Origin of the sequence: Cupriavidus phytohabitans (genome assembly GCF_017815025.1) — a bacterium.
In the GTDB taxonomy this organism is placed as follows: domain Bacteria; phylum Pseudomonadota; class Gammaproteobacteria; order Burkholderiales; family Burkholderiaceae; genus Cupriavidus.
Window position 1 is genome coordinate 32144 of the sequence record NZ_JAGIQB010000039.1, and the last position, 17185, is coordinate 49328.

At 67.0% G+C, this 17185-nt stretch carries 12 protein-coding genes and 2 pseudogenes; 7 read left to right on the forward strand and 7 right to left on the reverse strand.

Features of this window, described 5'->3' with window-relative positions; all coding sequences use genetic code 11:
* Positions 1–577 precede the first annotated feature (577 nt).
* Positions 578–2152, forward strand: a pseudogene (locus J8I34_RS24035) (S8 family peptidase).
* A 72-nt stretch (positions 2153–2224) separates the two neighbouring features.
* Here J8I34_RS24035 and argC read toward each other — a convergent pair.
* Positions 2225–3172 (reverse strand): N-acetyl-gamma-glutamyl-phosphate reductase, encoded by a 948-nt coding sequence (gene argC / locus J8I34_RS24040; protein ID WP_209807152.1) that lies wholly within the window; start codon positions 3170–3172, stop codon positions 2225–2227.
* 135 nt (positions 3173–3307) lie between these two features.
* Between argC and J8I34_RS24045 the strand changes: the two are divergent.
* A pseudogene (locus tag J8I34_RS24045) lies at positions 3308–3391 on the forward strand (type II toxin-antitoxin system MqsA family antitoxin); the annotation flags it as partial.
* 10 nt (positions 3392–3401) lie between these two features.
* On the opposite strand, the gene J8I34_RS24050 reads toward J8I34_RS24045, so the two are convergent.
* Entirely contained in the window at positions 3402–4178 is a 777-nt protein-coding gene (locus J8I34_RS24050) for an exodeoxyribonuclease III (protein WP_029047343.1), read from the reverse strand.
* Positions 4179–4208: 30 nt separating this feature from the next.
* On the opposite strand from J8I34_RS24050, the gene pyrE reads away from it, so the two are divergent.
* Positions 4209–4913 carry an orotate phosphoribosyltransferase gene (pyrE, locus tag J8I34_RS24055; RefSeq protein ID WP_035877648.1) on the forward strand — a complete coding sequence of 235 codons (705 nt, stop codon included), beginning with the start codon at positions 4209–4211 and terminating at the stop codon, positions 4911–4913.
* A gap of 85 nt (positions 4914–4998) precedes the next feature.
* Positions 4999–6324: a patatin-like phospholipase family protein gene (locus J8I34_RS24060; RefSeq protein WP_029047345.1), complete on the forward strand. Its 1326-nt coding sequence runs from the start codon at positions 4999–5001 to the stop codon at positions 6322–6324.
* A gap of 27 nt (positions 6325–6351) precedes the next feature.
* Here the strand turns inward: J8I34_RS24060 and J8I34_RS24065 are convergent, their stop codons facing one another.
* The 4 genes from J8I34_RS24065 to J8I34_RS24080 form a co-directional block, all read right to left on the reverse strand.
* A complete protein-coding gene (locus tag J8I34_RS24065; protein ID WP_029047346.1) occupies positions 6352–7161 on the reverse strand; it encodes a polyphosphate kinase 2 family protein in 810 nt (269 codons plus the stop codon).
* A 98-nt stretch (positions 7162–7259) separates the two neighbouring features.
* Entirely contained in the window at positions 7260–8126 is an 867-nt protein-coding gene (gene dapF, locus J8I34_RS24070) for a diaminopimelate epimerase (RefSeq protein WP_029047347.1), read from the reverse strand.
* 53 nt (positions 8127–8179) lie between these two features.
* Positions 8180–9073 (reverse strand): lipid A biosynthesis lauroyl acyltransferase, encoded by an 894-nt coding sequence (locus J8I34_RS24075; protein WP_029047348.1) that lies wholly within the window; start codon positions 9071–9073, stop codon positions 8180–8182.
* Positions 9070–9951: a lysophospholipid acyltransferase family protein gene (locus J8I34_RS24080; RefSeq protein ID WP_209807153.1), complete on the reverse strand. Its 882-nt coding sequence runs from the start codon at positions 9949–9951 to the stop codon at positions 9070–9072. The genes J8I34_RS24075 and J8I34_RS24080 overlap by 4 nt, the downstream gene beginning before the upstream one ends.
* A 320-nt stretch (positions 9952–10271) precedes the next feature.
* Here J8I34_RS24080 and metK point away from each other — a divergent pair, with 320 nt between their 5' ends.
* From metK to J8I34_RS24095, 3 genes are all read left to right on the forward strand, one after another.
* Positions 10272–11435 carry a methionine adenosyltransferase gene (gene metK / locus J8I34_RS24085; protein WP_029047350.1) on the forward strand — a complete coding sequence of 388 codons (1164 nt, stop codon included), beginning with the start codon at positions 10272–10274 and terminating at the stop codon, positions 11433–11435.
* A 1064-nt stretch (positions 11436–12499) separates the two neighbouring features.
* Positions 12500–13444: a Kdo hydroxylase KdoO gene (kdoO, locus tag J8I34_RS24090; RefSeq protein WP_209807154.1), complete on the forward strand. Its 945-nt coding sequence runs from the start codon at positions 12500–12502 to the stop codon at positions 13442–13444.
* Positions 13445–13773: 329 nt separating this feature from the next.
* A complete protein-coding gene (locus tag J8I34_RS24095; protein WP_209807155.1) occupies positions 13774–15453 on the forward strand; it encodes a GMC family oxidoreductase in 1680 nt (559 codons plus the stop codon).
* Between the two features lie 24 nt (positions 15454–15477).
* Here J8I34_RS24095 and J8I34_RS24100 read toward each other — a convergent pair whose 3' ends face one another.
* Positions 15478–17148, reverse strand: coding sequence for an acyl-CoA dehydrogenase family protein (locus tag J8I34_RS24100; RefSeq protein WP_209807156.1), 1671 nt, complete (start codon positions 17146–17148; stop codon positions 15478–15480).
* Positions 17149–17185 lie beyond the last annotated feature (37 nt).

Consider the following 17185-nt stretch of genomic DNA (forward strand, 5'->3'; position numbering starts at 1 on the left):
ATGGCGCCGGCAATCAGGGTGGCCCCGCCACCGGATCGAAGGACAATGCGACAACCGCAGGGGAACCCGCATGAGCCTGAACCGCATGAGCCCGTCGGAGCAACGGGCCGCCTATATGCTGATCTTCGCGGGCTGCGAGGCCGAGCCCGGCCGCTTTACCAGCGACCTGCCGGTCAGCTCCGAAGTCTGGCTGCTGTATGCGTCGGGAGAATCGTTCGAGGTGCCGCGCGGGCTGTTGCTGACCCCGCACCACGCCGCGGGCATTGCCGCCCTGCGCACGGCGGTCCTGCGGCGCCTGCCGGCGCTGGCCGAGCCGGCATCGGCGGCGGCCGGCCAGCGCTTCCTGGCGGCCAATGAATCGCACCTGCTCGCGCAGATCGATTTCTTCGACATGCTCAGGCTGCTGCCGCTGACTGCATGGTGGCACCGGGAGGTACGGCTGCCGATGGCCGGCGTCAGCTGGTCAAGCGCCGCGCGCCACGCGCTCGAGCGCAGCCTCACGGGCGACGCCTTCGTGCGCTGGCTGGGCGAGTCGGTGCTGGCCCATGTGTCGAGCGAGACAGCCATTGCGAGGTTCATGGACATCGGCTACACCGCTTCCCGGACGCGCTTCGGCGGCATCGCGGCACCGGCCGGCCAGGCGCTGGGACGGCTGGTCAATGTCGCCGCGCAGTATGTTGCCCTGACGTTGCTCGGGCTGGACGACGACAGCTTCCCACCCGGCGGCCTGACCCGGCGCATCCGGCAGGCGAGCCGGCAGGTGCTTGAAACGCTGTGGGCCTGCCTGCAGGACGACCATGCGGCGCCGCAGGGTGCCGAGGCGGCGCGGGCGGCAGGATCGGCCGGTGCAGCGGATGCGGCGAAGGTGGCGGCGGTGGCGCCGCTATGGCGCATTTCCGTCAACCGGCCGGCCGAGCACGCCGTGTTTGCCTCGCGCAAGACCGTGAAGGCGGATGCGGCCATCCGCGTGTTCGATACCGGCGGTCAGGGCGTGCGCTGGGCGGTGATCGATTCCGGCATCGATGCGCGCCATCCGGCGTTCTTCGATCCCGCCAGGCTGGAGGGAGCGCTGCCGGTTCGCGACGGCCTGATCGCGCCGCGCCTGTCGCGCGTGGTCAGGACGCTGGACTTCACCCGCCTGTCGGCCATCACCAGCGGCCGCCTGCCGCCCATGCCCAAGGGCAAGCGCGGCCCCGGCGAGGCCGAGCTCAGGGCGCGCATCGCAACGATCGCCGACGATCTCGCCAACGGCCGCATCATCGACTGGTCCGTGATCGAGCCGCTGCTGGAGATCAGCCAGGAAGACCCGGCGCAGTACGTGCCGCCGGGCGGCAGCCACGGCACGCATGTGGCCGGCATCATCGGCGCCGGCTGGCCGTCGTCAGCCTACCTGGCGCGGCCGGAGCCCATGCCGCTGCCGCCCGAGCTTGCCGAAAGCGGCGATGTCAGCGGCATCTGCCCGTGCATCGAGTTGCTGGACCTGCGCATCTTCGATGCGCAGGGCAGGGGCGACGAGTTCGGCATCCTGGGCGCGCTGCAATACGTGCGCTGGCTCAACCAGAGCCGCGACCGGCAATAGGTGCACGGCGTCAACCTCAGCGTGGCGCTGCACCACGACGTGCGCAACTACGCCTGCGGCAGCACGCCGGTGTGCGTCGAGTGCGACCGGCTGGTGGCCAACGGCGTGATCGTGGTGGCGGCGGCTGGCAACTACGGCTATGACGAGCAATACGCGGCCGCGCACATGGGAGCGGGCTTTCGCGGCCAGACCATCACCGATCCTGGCAATGCGCGCGCCGTGATCACGGTGGGAGCGACCCATCGTACCGATCCCTACCGGTATGGCATCTCTTATTTTTCCAGCCACGGCCCCACCGGCGATGGCCGCATCAAGCCCGACCTGGTGGCGCCCGGGGAGAAGATCACCTCCACCGTGCCCGGCGGCACGCTGGCGTCGATGGATGGCACCAGCATGGCCGCGCCGCATGTGTCCGGCGTGGCCGCGCTGCTGCTGTCGCGCAACAATGAGCTGATGGGCCAGCCTGAGACCGTCAAGGCCATCCTGTGCGACGCGGCCATGGACCTCGGGCGCGAGCGCGCATTCCAGGGAGCGGGACTGGTGGATGCGTTGCGGGCGCTGCAGCGCGTATAAGCCGCGCCGGTTTCCGGTGTCCAACAAAAAAGCCGGCAGTGCCGGCTTTCTTGTGTCCAGGAAGCAGCGCTGTCAGGCCTGCAGCCCGGTGGCTTCGTCGGCGCCGACATGCACGTTCATGCATTGCACCGCCGCGCCGGCCGCGCCCTTGCCCAGGTTGTCCAGGCGCGCGACCAGGTTCAGGCGCTCGGGCGTGCCGAACACGAACAGGTCGACCCGGTTGGTGTCGTTGTTGGCCTGCACGTCGAAGAACCCGTCGTCGAGGTTGTCGTCGCTGTTGTACGACATCACGCGCACGAACTGCTCGCCTTCATAGTGCTTGCGGTAGATGTCGACGATCTGCTCCGGGCTCACCCTGCGCGCCAGCCGATCCGCGAACACCGGCACAGTCACCGCCAGGCCCTTCAGGAAGTTGCCGACGATCGGGTTGAAGATCGGGTCCGACGACAGGCCGCCCTGCACGCGCATCTCGGGCAGGTGCTTGTGCTGCAGCCCCAGCGCGTACGGACGCGGGCTGTTCAGCTTCGGGTTACCGCCGGCCTCGAAGTCGGCAATCATCTTCTTGCCGCCGCCGCTGTAGCCGGTCAGCGAGAACGCCGACACGGGGTAGTCGCGCGGCAGCACGCCGGCATCCACCAGCGGACGCACCGCCAGCACGAAGGCGCTGGCGTGGCAGCCCGGCACGGCGATGCGCTTGCTCGCACGGATCTTCTCGCGCTGGCCGCGCACCAGTTCCGGCAGGCCATAGGCCCAGTTGTCGGCAGTGCGGAACGCCGTGCTGGCGTCGATCACGCAGGTGTCCGGGTTGGTCACCAGCGACACCGCCTCGCGCGAGGCCACGTCGGGCAGGCACAGGAAGGCGACGTCGGCGGCGTTCAGGAAGCGTGCTCGCTCGGCCGGATCCTTGCGCTTGTCATCGGCAATACGCAGCAGTTCTACGTCGGAACGACCGGAAAGATAGTCAAGCAGCCGGAGACCGGTCGTGCCTTCCTGACCATCGACGAACACTTTGAAAACCATGGCGGACTCGCTCTATGAAATGCGGGGGAATGCGAAACGTCTCCTGCCGGGCGCAGGGGCGAACCTGCATTGTAGCGGGGATGGGGGTCGGTCGCAGGGGTTTGTACCGATTGGATTCTTGCGGTTTGGCACGGTTCGCGGCCCCCGCTGGCGATGGTCAAGCTGCTGAAATTGCTCGATCGCCACCCGGAACTGCTCGAAGAAGTCCGGGTGGTCTGACTACCACGGCTCAGAGCGGATAGTCGTAATCGATCGACAGCGGCGCATGGTCGCTGAACTTCTCATCCTTGTAGATCGAGCACAGCTGTGCCGTGTCGGCGATCTTCGGCGTTGCCAGGTGGTAATCGATACGCCACCCTACGTTCTTGGCATAGGCCTGGCCGCGGTTGCTCCACCACGTGTACTGGTCCGGGCGCGGGTCGAGCTTGCGGAACACATCGACGTAGCCATGGACCTCGAACAGCTCGCCGATCCAGGCGCGTTCTTCCGGCAGGAAGCCGGAGTTCTTCAGGTTGCCCTTCCAGTTCTTGATGTCGATTTCCTTGTGCGCGATGTTGACGTCGCCGCACAGCACGATCTCGCGCCCGCTGGCCTTCAGCTGCAGCAGGTGGGGCAGGAAGGCCTCCATGAAGCGGAACTTGGCCAGCTGGCGTTCCTCACCGCTGGAACCGGAGGGCACGTACACCGAGATCACGGCCAGGTGCGGGTACTGCACTTCCACATAGCGGCCTTCGCCGTCGAACTCCGCGTTGCCGAAGCCGGTGATGACCCGCTCAGGCTTGTGTCGCGTGTACAGGCCCACGCCGCTGTAGCCTTTCTTCTCCGCGAAGTGGAAGAAGCCATGGTAGCCATGTGGCGCCAGGAACGCTTCGGTCATGTCCGCGGCCTGTGCCTTCAGTTCCTGCACGCAGACCATGTCTGCGTCCTGCTTGCCCATCCAGTCGAAAAAGCCCTTCTTGGACGCGGAGCGGATGCCGTTGAGGTTGGCGCTGATAATCCGTAACATTCGGGGAAATTTTGAATTCAGAGAGAAATGATGACGCAGCAGAACACGCCGGCCGCAGTGCCCCAGCACATGCAGGGCACCGACCTGAGCCAGACCTTTATCCGCTTTGCGCTCGATGCCGGCGTCCTGTCGTTCGGCGAATTCGTCACCAAGGCGGGCCGCAAGTCGCCGTATTTCTTCAACGCGGGCCTGTTCAACCAGGGCGCGATGCTCGGCGAGGTGGCGCAATTCTATGCCAAAACCCTGCTGGCCTCGGGCGTGCAGTTCGACGTGCTGTTCGGGCCGGCCTACAAGGGCATCACGCTGGCTTCTGCCACGGCAGTGGCACTGGCCGGCATGGGACGTGACGTCGGCTTCGCCTACAACCGCAAGGAAGCCAAGGACCATGGCGAAGGCGGCACGCTGGTCGGCGCCAGGCTGCAGGGCAAGGTCGTCATCGTCGACGACGTCATTTCCGCCGGCACCTCGGTGCGTGAATCGGTCAACCTGATCCGCGCCGCCGGCGCCGAGCCGGCAGCCGTGCTGATCGCGCTGGACCGCATGGAAAAGAGCGGCACCGCCGACCACGTCGGCACGCATTCGGCCGTGCAGGACGTGCAGCGCGAATTCGGCATCCCCGTGATTGCTATCGCCAGCCTGAAGGACCTGCTGGCCTACCTCGACGCGTCGCAGGACCAGTCGCTGGCGGCTTCGCGCGAGGCCGTGTCGGCGTACCGGCAGCGTTACGGCGTCTGACGGCGCCTTGCGCCCGCGCGCGCATGCGCCGGGCGCGGCAACGATCCAGGGCAGGCGGACTATCCAATCGGCGGGGGGCGGTGGCGTGGCGGCGAAAGAGCGGCAGGAACGGGCAGGGCGGCAGCCCGCATCGACGGCAGCGAAGGAAACGCAAAGGGGAACAAATAAGGCCAACGGCAACGGCGATTCGCTGGCCGAGCGCGGCGCGCAGGTGCGCCCGCGCAAGCCTGTGCGCCAGGACGCCAAGGCGCCCGACCGGCCCGCGCATGAAGCGTATGCCGTGCGCGCGCTGGTGCTGCAGGGCGGCGGTGCGCTTGGCGCCTACCAGGCCGGCGTATACCAGGGCCTGGCCGAAGGCGGGATCTACCCGAACTGGGTCGCGGGCATTTCCATCGGCGCGCTCAATGCCGCGGTGATTGCCGGCAATCCGCCCGAGCGCCGCATCGAACAGTTGCGCGCGTTCTGGGAACACATCTGCGCGCAGCCGTGGCTGCCCAGCCTGTCGCCCAACTGGCTGACCGATAGCGCCGAGAGCTGGCCCGAGCCGCTGCGCGTCTGGTTCGACGGCCTGCATGCCACGCGCGCCATGGTCGAAGGCCAGCGCGGCTTCTTCCAGCCGCGCAGCTGGCCGGAGCTGGTGATGCGCTATGCCGATCCCGCCCGCGCCAGTTTCTACGACACTTCACCGCTGAAGGCGACGCTGGAGCGCTTCGCCGACTTCGACCTGATCAACCATCGCCCCGACCTGATGCGGGTGTCGGTGGGCGCGGTCAATGTGCGCACGGGCAATTTCGCCTATTTCGACAACACCCGCGACAAGCTCTGCCCCGAGCATTTCATGGCCTCGGGCGCGCTGCCGCCGGGCTTTCCGGCGGTGGAGATCGACGGCGAGTACTACTGGGATGGCGGCCTGGTGTCCAACACCCCGCTGGCCGAGGTGCTGACCGCGCAGCCGCGGCGCGACGCGCTGATCTTCCAGGTTGACCTGTGGAGCGCGCGCGGCAAGCTGCCGCACGACCTGGTCGACGTCGCCGAGCGCGAGAAGGAGATCCGCTATTCCAGCCGCACCCGCGCCATTACGGACTACATGCGCGAGCAGCAGAACATGCGCCGCATGCTCAACGAGGTGATGGCGCTGGTGCCGCAGTCAAAGCGCAACAGCGAGTGGTACCGGCGCGCCGCCGAACAGGCCTGCGACGCGCGCCGTAACGTGATCCAGCTGATCTACCGCGACAAATCGTTTGAAAACATGGCCAAGGACTACCAGTTCGGCCTGCTGACCATGAACGAGCACTGGACCAGCGGCCTGGACGATATCCGCCAGACGCTGCGCCATCCGCAATGGCTGGCGATGCCCACCCGCGAGCACCCGTTCGTCACGCACGACGTGCATCGCGGCAACGGCGGCTGAGCGGGCGGCCAGCCGTCTGCCAGCGCGCTACTCGACCCTGACCTTCGCCAGTTCGGGCTTGGGCGGCGGGTAGGCGGGCTTCAGGTCCTCGAACACCCGCGTCAGGATCTCCGCCACCATCAGATTGCGGTGCGTCTTGGAATCGGCCGGCACCACGTACCACGGGCATTCCGGCGTGCTGGTCGCCATGATCGCGGCCTCGTACGCATCCATGTAGGCCTTCCAGTGCTTGCGCTCGGCGAGGTCGGTGGTGTCGAATTTCCAGTGCTTTTCCGGGTCTGCCAGCCGCGCCTCCAGCCGCGCCTTCTGCTCGTCGCGCGAAATATGCAGGAAGCATTTGACGATGGTGGTGCCGGTCTCGGTCAGCATTGCCTCGAAGTCGCGGATCTGGCGGAAACGGCGTTCGGCTTCGGCATTGTCGATCCAGCCGTGCACGCGGGTGATCAGGACGTCTTCATAGTGGCTGCGGTTGAATACCACGATCTCGCCGGCCTTGGGCACCTGCCGGTGAATGCGCCACAGGTAGTCGTGCGCCAGTTCATCGGCAGTGGGCGCCTTGAAGCCGACCACGCGGATGCCGAGCGGATCGAAGCTGCGGAACACCCCGCGCACCGTGCCGTCCTTGCCGCTGGTATCCATGCCCTGCAGCACGACCAGCAGCTTGCGGCGGTGCCCGGCGTAGAAGATGTCCTGTTGTGCGTCCAGCCCCTCGCTCAACTCGGCGATGAGAGCCAGGTCCTCGGCCTTGTTGCCGCGCGACAGCGGCTTGCTGCCGGGGGGGAAGTCGGCAAGGCGGAATCGCTTGCCCGTCGTGATGCGGAAATCGTCCAGCGGCATGGGCGCTCCATCGGTATGACCTGCAAGATCAGGGAGTGGGCGCCCCGCCTGGGCCGGAACGGATGCGGGCTGCGTCGTGGGGCGCGCTGGCCCTATGGTCAGGCCGGCAGGGTCGCCAGGTCAATGGTGCCTTCGAACACCGTGGTCGCCGGACCGGTCATGCGCACCGGTTCGGCGCCGCCGTCCCAGGCAATGGTCAGGTCGCCGCCGTGGGTATGCACCCTGACCGGCGAATCCAGCAGGCCGCGCCGGATGCCGGCGACCACCGCCGCGCAGGCGCCGGTGCCGCAGGCCAGCGTTTCGCCGGCGCCGCGCTCGTATACGCGCAGGCGGATGGTATTGCGATCCTGCACCTGCATGAAGCCTGCATTGACGCGGTTGGGGAAGGCGGCGTGCTGCTCGATCACCGGACCGTCCTGCAGCACCGGGAAGTTCTCGACGTCCTCGACCACCTGCACCGCGTGCGGGTTGCCCATCGACACGGCCGAGATCCATGCGGTGCGGCCGTTGACCTCCAGGCCGTAGGTTGTATCCACGCCTTCAGCCCGGGTCGGCAGGCCTTCGGCACGGAACGGCACCTGGGCCGGTGCCAGCTCGGGCGCGCCCATGTCGACGGTAACCTGGCCGTCGTCCTGCAGCGTCAGCGTGATCACGCCCTTCATCACCTCCACGCGCACCGAGCGCTTGTCGGTCATGCCCTTGTCGCTGACAAAACGCACGAAGCAGCGCGCGCCGTTGCCGCAGTGCTCGACCTCGCTGCCGTCGGCATTGAAGATGCGGTAGCGGAAGTCGACATCGCTGCGCGACGGTTTCTCGACCACCAGCATCTGGTCGGCGCCCACGCCGAAATGCCGGCTGGCGAGCGCGCGCCATTGCGCGGGAGTCAGGTCGATCTGCTGGTGGATGCCGTCAAGCACGACAAAGTCGTTGCCGGCCCCATGCATCTTGGTGAACTGGAGTTTCATGGTGGGGATTGTAGCCGCGGCTCGCGCAAGTTGCTGCCGCCGTCGGCGGAGGCTCAATAGATCTCGGGTTCGCCCGGCAGGCGATGCTTGAAGCGCTTGTGCACCCAGTAATACTCAGGCACGCGCGGGCGAATGCAGTCCTCGAAGAAGGCGTTCATGCGGCGCGTGTCGTCGGTGACGCTCTCGCCTGGGTAGTTGTCCCAGGCAGGCAGGATGCGCAGCACGTAGCCCTGGTAGTCGGGCAGCATCTCGGTGTAGATCGGCACCACCTTGGCCCCGGTCAGGCGCGCCAGCCGCGACACCGAGGTCAGCGTCAGCGCCTGCACGCCGAAGAACGCCACGAATTCCGAATCGCGTTCGCCGAAGTCCATGTCGGCGATCAGCTGCAGCGCTTCGCCCTTCTTCAGGCAGCGCAGGATGTCGCGCGCGCTGTCGTTGCGCGAAATCATGTTGGCGCCGAAGCGGCCGCGCGCGTGCTTGAGGAAGCCATCGAACAGGTCGTTCTTCTGTTTCGTGTACAGCGAGGCGCCGGAACGTCCCACGTGCTCGCGCAGGTGGATGGTCAGCCGGATCGCGCCGGCCTCGACGCCCGACAGATGCAGCGTGACCAGGATGTGCGGCGTGCCATCCAGCGATGCCAGGTCGGCCTGGTCGTCGATCCGCACCCAGCGGCGCATCTGCGCTTCGCTGCCGGTCCAGAAGATGCCGCGCTCGGCAAAGCTGCGGAACACGGTGCGGAAGCTCTGGCGCGACAGTTCGTCGATCTCGGCCTCGGTCTTGTCCGGGAAGCACAGGCGCAGGTTGGCCTGCACCACGCGGCGGCGTTCGCTGGGGATCAGGTAGAGCAGGCTGCCCAGCCCTTCGCCGAAGCGGGCAACGAACGGATATGGCAGTTTGCCCAGCACCGTCAGCAGGCCGATGCCGAGCCAGGTGAACACGCGGCTCATGAAATCGATTGGTCAGTGGTCGGCTCGGTACTGCGGCTGGGGGCGGCGGCAGGCCCCTTGTAGCGGCTGTACCCCCACAGGTACTGCGTGGGGCACTGTCTCACCAGGGTCTCGACGGCCTGGTTGATCACCGCGGCCGCTTCGGCGGGGTCGTCCGGCAGCATGCCGCCCTCGTTGAGCACATGTAGGTGGGCGCGATAGCCCGCGCCTTTCGGCAGCCGCTCCGCAAAGACCGCAACCACCGGCGCGCCGGTCAGCTGCTGCAGCCGGTGCACCAGCGCCATCGTGTAGGCCGGTTTGCCGAAGAACGGCGCCCAGTTGCCCTCGCCGCCGCTGGGTACCTGGTCCGGCAGGATGCCCACCGCCTGGCCGCGCTTGAGCGCCTTGACCAGCATGCGCACGCCGCGCGGCGTGGCCGGCGCCATGTGCATGTTGGGCCGGGTGCGCATCTTTTCGATCCAGTCGCGCAGCCAGGGCTGGTGCGGCGGCTTGAACAGCGCCGTGACCGGGCGCACCAGCGCGTGGGACTGCGGCAGCACTTCAAAGCAGCCCAGGTGGGGCGTCAGGATGATGAGACCTTTGCCGCGGGCCTGCAGCTTTGCCAGTTCGGGCCACATGTAGTCGTCGAAGCCATGCAGCCGCGCGCCGATCTCCTTGCGGCTCCAGAAATAGGGCATCTCGATCATCATGCGCCCGGCGGAGCGGGCGGCCTCATCGATCATCGCCTGCGTGGCGTCGGGGAATGCCAGGCGGAAATTTTCGTTCAGGCGCTGGCCATAGCGGCCGGGCAGCCGTGCTGCCAGCAGTCCGAGCGCGCCGCCTGCGGCCTGCAGCGCGCGCAGGGGGAAACGGGAGATCAGCCAGAAAAGAAAGGTCATCGGGCGTGGATTGCAGTCCGGGCTGCAACAGGTCAAAACAGGCGCATTTTTCTCCGGCGTGGAATTCAGTTCCGCGCCGGCTTGCCGTAATCCGGGCAAACGGCATGCCGTGGCGGCAGCGTGTTGCGTCGGCTGTTGCGTCGGCGCCTTTGGCGCGCTGCAACGAGCCCGGCAGGCGCGTATAATAGCGTGTATCGCCGAGTTAACTGACAACTTGCGGGGCGATGCGGCTTTAACCGGGCCGTTTTAAATACCGCTAAAGCGTCGCCGCCATGAACCCGACCGGGTGGCACGCAATAGCCAACCTGGAGAATAAGTTCGTGGCAAACGACTTCCTTTTTACTTCGGAATCCGTTTCCGAAGGCCATCCCGACAAGGTCGCCGACCAGATTTCCGACGCCGTTCTGGACGCCATCCTGGCGCAGGACAAGTACGCGCGTGTGGCTGCCGAGACGCTTTGCAACACCGGCCTGGTGGTGCTGGCAGGGGAAATCACCACGACCGCCAACGTCGACTACATCCAGATCGCGCGCGACACGATCAAGCGCATCGGTTACGACAACACTGAATACGGCATCGATTACAAGGGCTGCGCCGTGCTGGTGGCCTATGACAAGCAGTCCCCGGACATCGCTCAGGGCGTGGACCGCGCCTCGGACGACTACCTGAACCAGGGCGCCGGCGACCAGGGCCTCATGTTTGGCTACGCCTGCGACGAGACGCCGGAGCTGATGCCGTTCCCGATCTATTACGCGCACCGCCTGGTTGAACGCCAGTCGCTGCTGCGCCGCGACGGCCGCCTGCCCTGGCTGCGTCCGGACGCCAAGTCGCAGGTGACGGTGCGTTATGTCGACGGCAAGCCGCACAGCGTGGATACCGTGGTGCTGTCGACGCAGCATTCGCCGGATATCACCCAGGCGCAGATCCGTGAAGCGGTGATCGAAGAGATCATCAAGCCGGTGCTGCCGGCCGAGATGCTGAAGGAAACCAAGTATCTGGTGAACCCGACCGGGCGTTTCGTGATCGGCGGCCCCCAGGGCGACTGCGGTCTGACCGGGCGCAAGATCATCGTCGATACCTATGGTGGCGCTTCGCCGCATGGTGGCGGTGCGTTCTCGGGCAAGGATCCGTCCAAGGTCGATCGCTCGGCTGCGTATGCGGCGCGCTACGTGGCCAAGAACGTGGTGGCTTCGGGCCTGGCGCGGCAGTGCCAGGTGCAGGTGAGCTATGCCATCGGCGTGGCGCGTCCGATCAACGTGACGGTCTACACCGAAGGCACCGGCAAGATTCCGGATGCCAAGATTGCAGAGCTGGTGCAGGAGCATTTTGACCTGCGGCCGAAGGGGATTGTGCAGATGCTGGATCTGCTGCGGCCTATCTATGAGAAGACGGCTGCCTATGGGCACTTTGGTCGGGAAGAGCCTGAGTTTTCGTGGGAGGCTACGGATAAGGCGGCTGCACTGCGGGCTGCGGCTGGGCTGTAAGCGGTACTTCAGAGGCCCTGGACTCCGGCACTTCTGACTTCGGCAAGCCCCGCTGGCCCGCAAGGGTTGGTGGGGTTTTTGTTTTCTGGTGGTTGGTCGCTGGTGGCTGGTGGTGACATGCTATCGGCTGTTGAAGCTGCGTTGTCGCTGCTGATGACATGCTGTCGGCCGTTGAACCGCCTGGTTCCGCCCTCCTGGGCGGATCACTTTTTGCCCGAGCGGCAAAAAGTAACCAAAAAGCGCGTTTACGGCCCTGCGGGCGGCCACTCTTATCGTAGTGGGCGGGGGCTTTCGTACGGGGCTCCGCTTCGTTGCGGGGCAGGACTGCCTGACGCCGTGGTGCGCCACCGTGGCTGGGGATAGACGCGATGTTTGAACGAGCCCAGAGCTGTGGGTGGCCCCTACTGCTGGCGGCATGGTAGGAACGCCTACGGCTGCGCTGCGCGCCGGCCCTAACGTGACAGGACCGGCCACGACATTCTGCCCGCGCTGACGTCCGGCATCGCAAGCGATAACGCTGTGCGAGCGCAGCGACGCACTCCGTGCCCGAGCCCTAAATCCTGGATACCGCCGGCGCGCAGCGCAGCCGCAGGCGTTCCTGCGTTGACGCCGGCAGCAGGCGGCCTACGCCCGGCATGGGGATCGTTCAATAGTGGGTCGACGCAGCCACTATCCCAAACTCACCTGGCGTAGCAGGTTCGAACCACTAGCCACATCGAACGGAAATCACCACCGCCCGAACCACCCGCACCGCCAACTTGATAGCCAGCCGCTCAGGCGACGCGCTTTTTGGTTACTTTTTGTCGCTCCCCTCCATGTCAGGATAGATGTCGCCCCGCCGCCTTTCGATGAAGGACAATGGAGGGCGGAACCAGGCGGTTCAACGGCCGACAGCATGTCACCAACGGCGATAAAGCAGCTTCAAAACCCGACGGCATGTCACCAGCAGAACCCCGCCACGCAAAACCCCTACCCCTGCGCCCCAATCGCCACCCAAACACCCAGGTAGTAAAATCCCAACCACCACAAATTTCCTTTATGGGGCCCGTCCCCAGAGGACTGCCATGCCCGCAGCATCAGCCATTTCCAATGCCACCGCGTCGACCCGCTCCGCGGCCGGAGGCAACCTCGACCTGATCCGCCCGCAGCCCTACACCTCCTGGGCCCCGCAGGTCACCCCCGAGGAACGCGCCACCCTTCGCCGCGAGCTGGAGCAAGGCGCAGTACTGTACTTCCCCAACCTGAAATTCCACTTCGAACCCGGCGAGGACCGCTTCCTGGATGCCCGTTATTCCGACGGCAAATCCAAGAACATCAACCTCCGCGCCAACGACACCGCGGTGCGCGGCGCCCAGGGCACCCGGCAGGACCTGTCCGACCTGTACACGCTGATCCGCCGCTATGCCGACAACAGCGAGTCGCTGATCCGCACGCTGTTCCCGGAATACATCCCCCATATGACCCGCGCCGGCACCTCGCTGCGTCCCAGCGAAATCGCCGGCCGCCCGGTCAGCTGGCGCAAGGACGACACCCGGCTGCACGTCGATTCATTCCCGTCCAACCCGATGCTGGGCAAGCGCCTGCTGCGTGTGTTCCACAACATCGACCCCGCCGCGCCGCGCGTATGGCGCGTGGGCGAGCCGTTCGGTGATTTTGCGCGGAAGTTCGTGCCGAAGACGCACGGCATGTGGCCAGGACAGGCGGCGCTGATGGAGCTGCTGCATATCACCAAGCGCAAGCGCTCGGAATACGACCACCGCATGCTGCAGCTGCACGACCTGGCCAAGGCCGATCTGGACTACCAGCGCGACGTGCCGCAACAGGAGTTCCACTTTCCGCCCGGTTCGACCTGGATCGTGTTCAGCGACCAGTTGCTGCACGCCGCCATGCGCGGGCGCGCGATGATGGAGCAGACCATCTATCTCGAGCCGCAGGCGATCTCCGATCACACCCACTCGCCCGAGGCCGTGCTGTCGCGCATGCTCGGGCGGCCGATGCTGGTGTCCTGACCCGCAGGCCAGTAGCGCAGCGGTCGCGTCATGCCCCCGCATCGGTTAGGTACGCCGGCTGCCGCACGCATCACATGGGAGGCAGCGGTGGTCGTCGGCCCCAGGACCACGCCAGACCTGCCCATCCCCGCGCACGGCAGAGCGGCATGCCGGCCGAGGCCAGGTAAGACGTCTTCCCCATCGGCATTTCAACCAACCCGCCTGGACCGTCCACGCCGGCACTCCGCAACCCTTCACCCCTGCTCAGGCTAGCGCCTACACTGAATTTCACGGCTTGCCATCCGCTGGCCCGGCTGACTCTCGCCGCCTGCGGACACGCGGGGAGACAGATGGAAACCACCTACGACTACGTCATCGTCGGCGCGGGATCGGCGGGCTGTGCGCTGGCCGGACGGCTGGCCGACAGCGGGGACGACACCATTGCCCTGCTCGAGGCCGGCCAGCACGACCACCATGTGCTGGTACGCACACCCGCCGCGTGCGCCGCCATGCTGCCGCGCGCCGGCGCACGCAACTATGCCTACGAAACCGTGCCGCAGGCGGGACTGAACGGCCGCCGGGGCTACCAGCCGCGCGGGCGCGGACTGGGCGGCTCCTCGTCGATCAACGCGATGATCTACACGCGCGGACGGCCCGCCGATTACGACGACTGGGCCGCCGCCGGCTGCGACGGCTGGTCATGGGACGACGTGCTGCCATATTTCCGCCGCGCGGAATGCAATGAACGCCTGGCCGGCAGCGAAGACGACCCGCTGCATGGCGGCAATGGCCCGCTCCATGTGTCGGACCTTCGCACCCCCAATCCTTTCGCCGAGCGCTTTATCGAGGCGGCGCAGCAGGCGGGCTACCTGCGCAACGACGACTTCAACGGCGAAGAGCAGGAAGGCGTGGGCTGGTACCAGGTCACGCAGCATGCGGGCGAGCGCTGGAACGCGGCGCGGGCCTACCTGCACGGCGGCAATACGCGCGACAAGGCCTGCAACGGCGGGCGCGCGCGCCTGCAGGTGCTGACCGGCACGCAGGCGCTGCGCATCGTCTTCGAGGGCCGCCATGCGGGCGGTGTGCTGGTCGCGCGCGACGGCCGCCAGCAGCTCCTGCGCGCACGACGCGACGTGATCGTCTGCGCCGGCACCTTCGGCTCGCCGCAATTGCTGCTGGTGTCGGGCGTGGGTCCCGCGGCGCAGCTGCGCGAGCTTGGCATCGACGTGGTCCACGACCTGCCCGGGGTAGGCGCCAACCTGCAGGACCATCTCGACGTCATCCTGCACAAGCGCGTGGCGGCGCCCGAGTTGTTCGGCGTGTCGTTCAGCGGATTCATGACCCTGCTGTCGGAAATCCTGCGCTACCGGCGCGAACGCACCGGCATGCTGTCGAGCAACTTCGCCGAGGCCGGTGGCTTTATCCGCAGCCGCCCAGAGCTGGCCGAGCCCGACCTGCAGCTGCATTTCGTCGTTGGCATGGCCGACAATCACATGCGCCGGCTCAACTTCGGCCACGGCTATTCCTGCCATGTGTGCGTGCTGCGTCCGCGCAGCCGCGGCGAGGTGCGCCTGGCATCGGCCGATATCCGCGAGGCGCCGCTGATCGATCCGCGCTACCTCAGCGATGTGCGCGACCTCGACGACATGGTGGCCGGCGTGCGCATCGTGCGCCGGATCTTCGCGCAGCCGCAGCTGGCCAGCTTCGGCGGGCGCGAACTGTACTCCGCGCACCTGCGTGCCGATGGCAGCGACGATGCCGACGTGCGCGAGATGATCCGCGCGCATGCCGACACCATCTACCATCCCGTGGGCACCTGCCGCATGGGCATGGACGCGATGGCGGTGGTCGACCCGCAGTTGCGCGTGCGCGGCGTGGAAGGACTGCGCGTGGTCGATGCCTCGGTGATGCCGACGCTGGTCGGTGGCAACACCAACGCGCCCGCGATCATGATCGGCGAACGCGCGCATGACCTGATCCGCTACGCGCCGCGGGTGATGCTGCGCGTGCTGGAGTCGATGGAGGCGTGACGCGAGCGCCGGGTGCGTGCGCGGCTAGCCTTCGAAACCGCGCGACGCCACGCGCTTCAGCAACCCGGCCTCCGCATCCAGCGTGCCGAACACGCGCCCGTGCTGGCGCCCGAGCCGGCTGGCGACAAACAGCTCCGCATCCTCCGCATCGGCATGCGCCAGCATCAGCGCTGCCTGCGTGGTCAGCACCAGCCCCTGCGCAAAGCGGCGCGCGTTGGCCTCCAGGTGCTCCGGCGCCTCGCGCAGCAGCGCCTGCAGCGAGGCCAGTTCCGCGCGCACCGCGGGATGGCCGCCGGCGCGGCGCGGCAGGTCCTGCAGCAGGCGCGCGCCGTCGTCGGGGTTGCGCTGGAGCGCGCGCAGCACGTCCAGGCACATGATGTTGCCCGAGCCCTCCCAGATCGAGTTGACCGGCGCTTCGCGGTACAGCCGCGCCATCGGGCTTTCTTCCACGTAGCCGTTGCCGCCCCAGACCTCCATTGCCTCGCCGGTGGCCTCGATGGCGCGCTTGCAGATCCAGAACTTTGCCGCGGGCGTGACCACGCGCTTCCATGCGGCCGCGAGCGGGTCGGGGTTGTCGCCCTCGGCATGCTCGAAGGCGTGGCCCAGTTCCATCATCAGCAGTGTGGCCGCCTCGGATTCCAGCGCCAGGTCAGCCAGCACGTTGCGCATCAGCGGCTGGTCGGCGAGCAGGCGGCCGAAGGCGCTGCGGTGGCGCGTGTGGTGCAGCGCCTGCACGAAGGCCGCGCGCAGGATCGCAGAGCTGCCGATCACGCAGTCGAGCCGCGTATTGGTCGCCATTTCGATGATGGTGGGGATGCCGCGTCCTTCCTCGCCGATCAGGATGCCGGTGGCGTCGCGGAATTCGACTTCGCTGCTCGAGTTGGAGCGGTTGCCCAGCTTGTCCTTCAGGCGCTGGATCTGGATCGGGTTCTTGCTGCCGTCGTCGCGGAAGCGCGGCACGAAGAAGCACGACAGCGGACCGTCTTCGGCGCCCATGCGCGCGACCACCAGGTGCGCATCGCACATCGGCGCCGAGAAGAACCACTTGTGCCCGGTCAGTGTGTATTCCGCTCCACGACCTTCGCCACGCACGGCGCGCGCCACCGTGGTGTTGGCGCGCACGTCGGAGCCGCCCTGTTTCTCCGTCATGCCCATGCCGATCATGATCGCCGTCTTGCCGCGCCAGGGCAGGTCGCGCGCATCATGCTCGCTCGCGTACAAGCGCGGTTCGAGTTCGGCGAACAGCGCGGTTTCCTTGCGCAGCACCGGGATGCTGGCGAGGGTCATCGTGGTCGGGCACAGCGAGCCGGACTCCACCTGCGCCTGCAGGAAGTAGCCCGCGGTGCGCGCGTTCCACGCGCCCGCGCGCGGCTGCGCGAAGGGCAGGGCCTGCAATTGCTGGCCGCGCAGCAGCGACAGCAGTGCATGCCAGCTCGGGTGGAATTCCACGAAATCGATGCGCTCGCCGGTGCGGCTGTGCGTGTGCAGCTCGGGCGTATGGCGGTTGGCATCCGCTGCCCATTGCTGCACTTCCGGCTCTCCCAGCCGCGCGCCGAACTGCCCCAGCGCCTCGGCATGCCAGCCACCGCCAAGCCGTTCCAGCGCAGCGCGGACAAAAGGATCGCAGACGAAGAGGTTGTAGTGCGCAAGGTCCGGCACCTGGTTGAAGACGCGGTGCGTGGCGGCGTCGGTCATGATAAGGGTCTCCTGGATCGGTTCGATGCTTGCCGTT

What these genes read in the sequence shown, in the direction of transcription:
- J8I34_RS24075 (WP_029047348.1), bottom strand. Translation starts at nt 9,073, where the DNA reads ATGAGCCGCGTGTTCACCTGGCTCGGCATCGGCCTGCTGACGGTGCTG.
- dapF (WP_029047347.1), bottom strand. Translation starts at nt 8,126, where the DNA reads ATGAAACTCCAGTTCACCAAGATGCATGGGGCCGGCAACGACTTTGTC.
- J8I34_RS24095 (WP_209807155.1), top strand. Translation starts at nt 13,774, where the DNA reads ATGGAAACCACCTACGACTACGTCATCGTCGGCGCGGGATCGGCGGGC.
- J8I34_RS24080 (WP_209807153.1), bottom strand. Translation starts at nt 9,951, where the DNA reads ATGACCTTTCTTTTCTGGCTGATCTCCCGTTTCCCCCTGCGCGCGCTG.
- J8I34_RS24100 (WP_209807156.1), bottom strand. Translation starts at nt 17,148, where the DNA reads ATGACCGACGCCGCCACGCACCGCGTCTTCAACCAGGTGCCGGACCTT.
- argC (WP_209807152.1), bottom strand. Translation starts at nt 3,172, where the DNA reads ATGGTTTTCAAAGTGTTCGTCGATGGTCAGGAAGGCACGACCGGTCTC.
- pyrE (WP_035877648.1), top strand. Translation starts at nt 4,209, where the DNA reads ATGACGCAGCAGAACACGCCGGCCGCAGTGCCCCAGCACATGCAGGGC.
- J8I34_RS24065 (WP_029047346.1), bottom strand. Translation starts at nt 7,161, where the DNA reads ATGCCGCTGGACGATTTCCGCATCACGACGGGCAAGCGATTCCGCCTT.
- kdoO (WP_209807154.1), top strand. Translation starts at nt 12,500, where the DNA reads ATGCCCGCAGCATCAGCCATTTCCAATGCCACCGCGTCGACCCGCTCC.
- J8I34_RS24050 (WP_029047343.1), bottom strand. Translation starts at nt 4,178, where the DNA reads ATGTTACGGATTATCAGCGCCAACCTCAACGGCATCCGCTCCGCGTCC.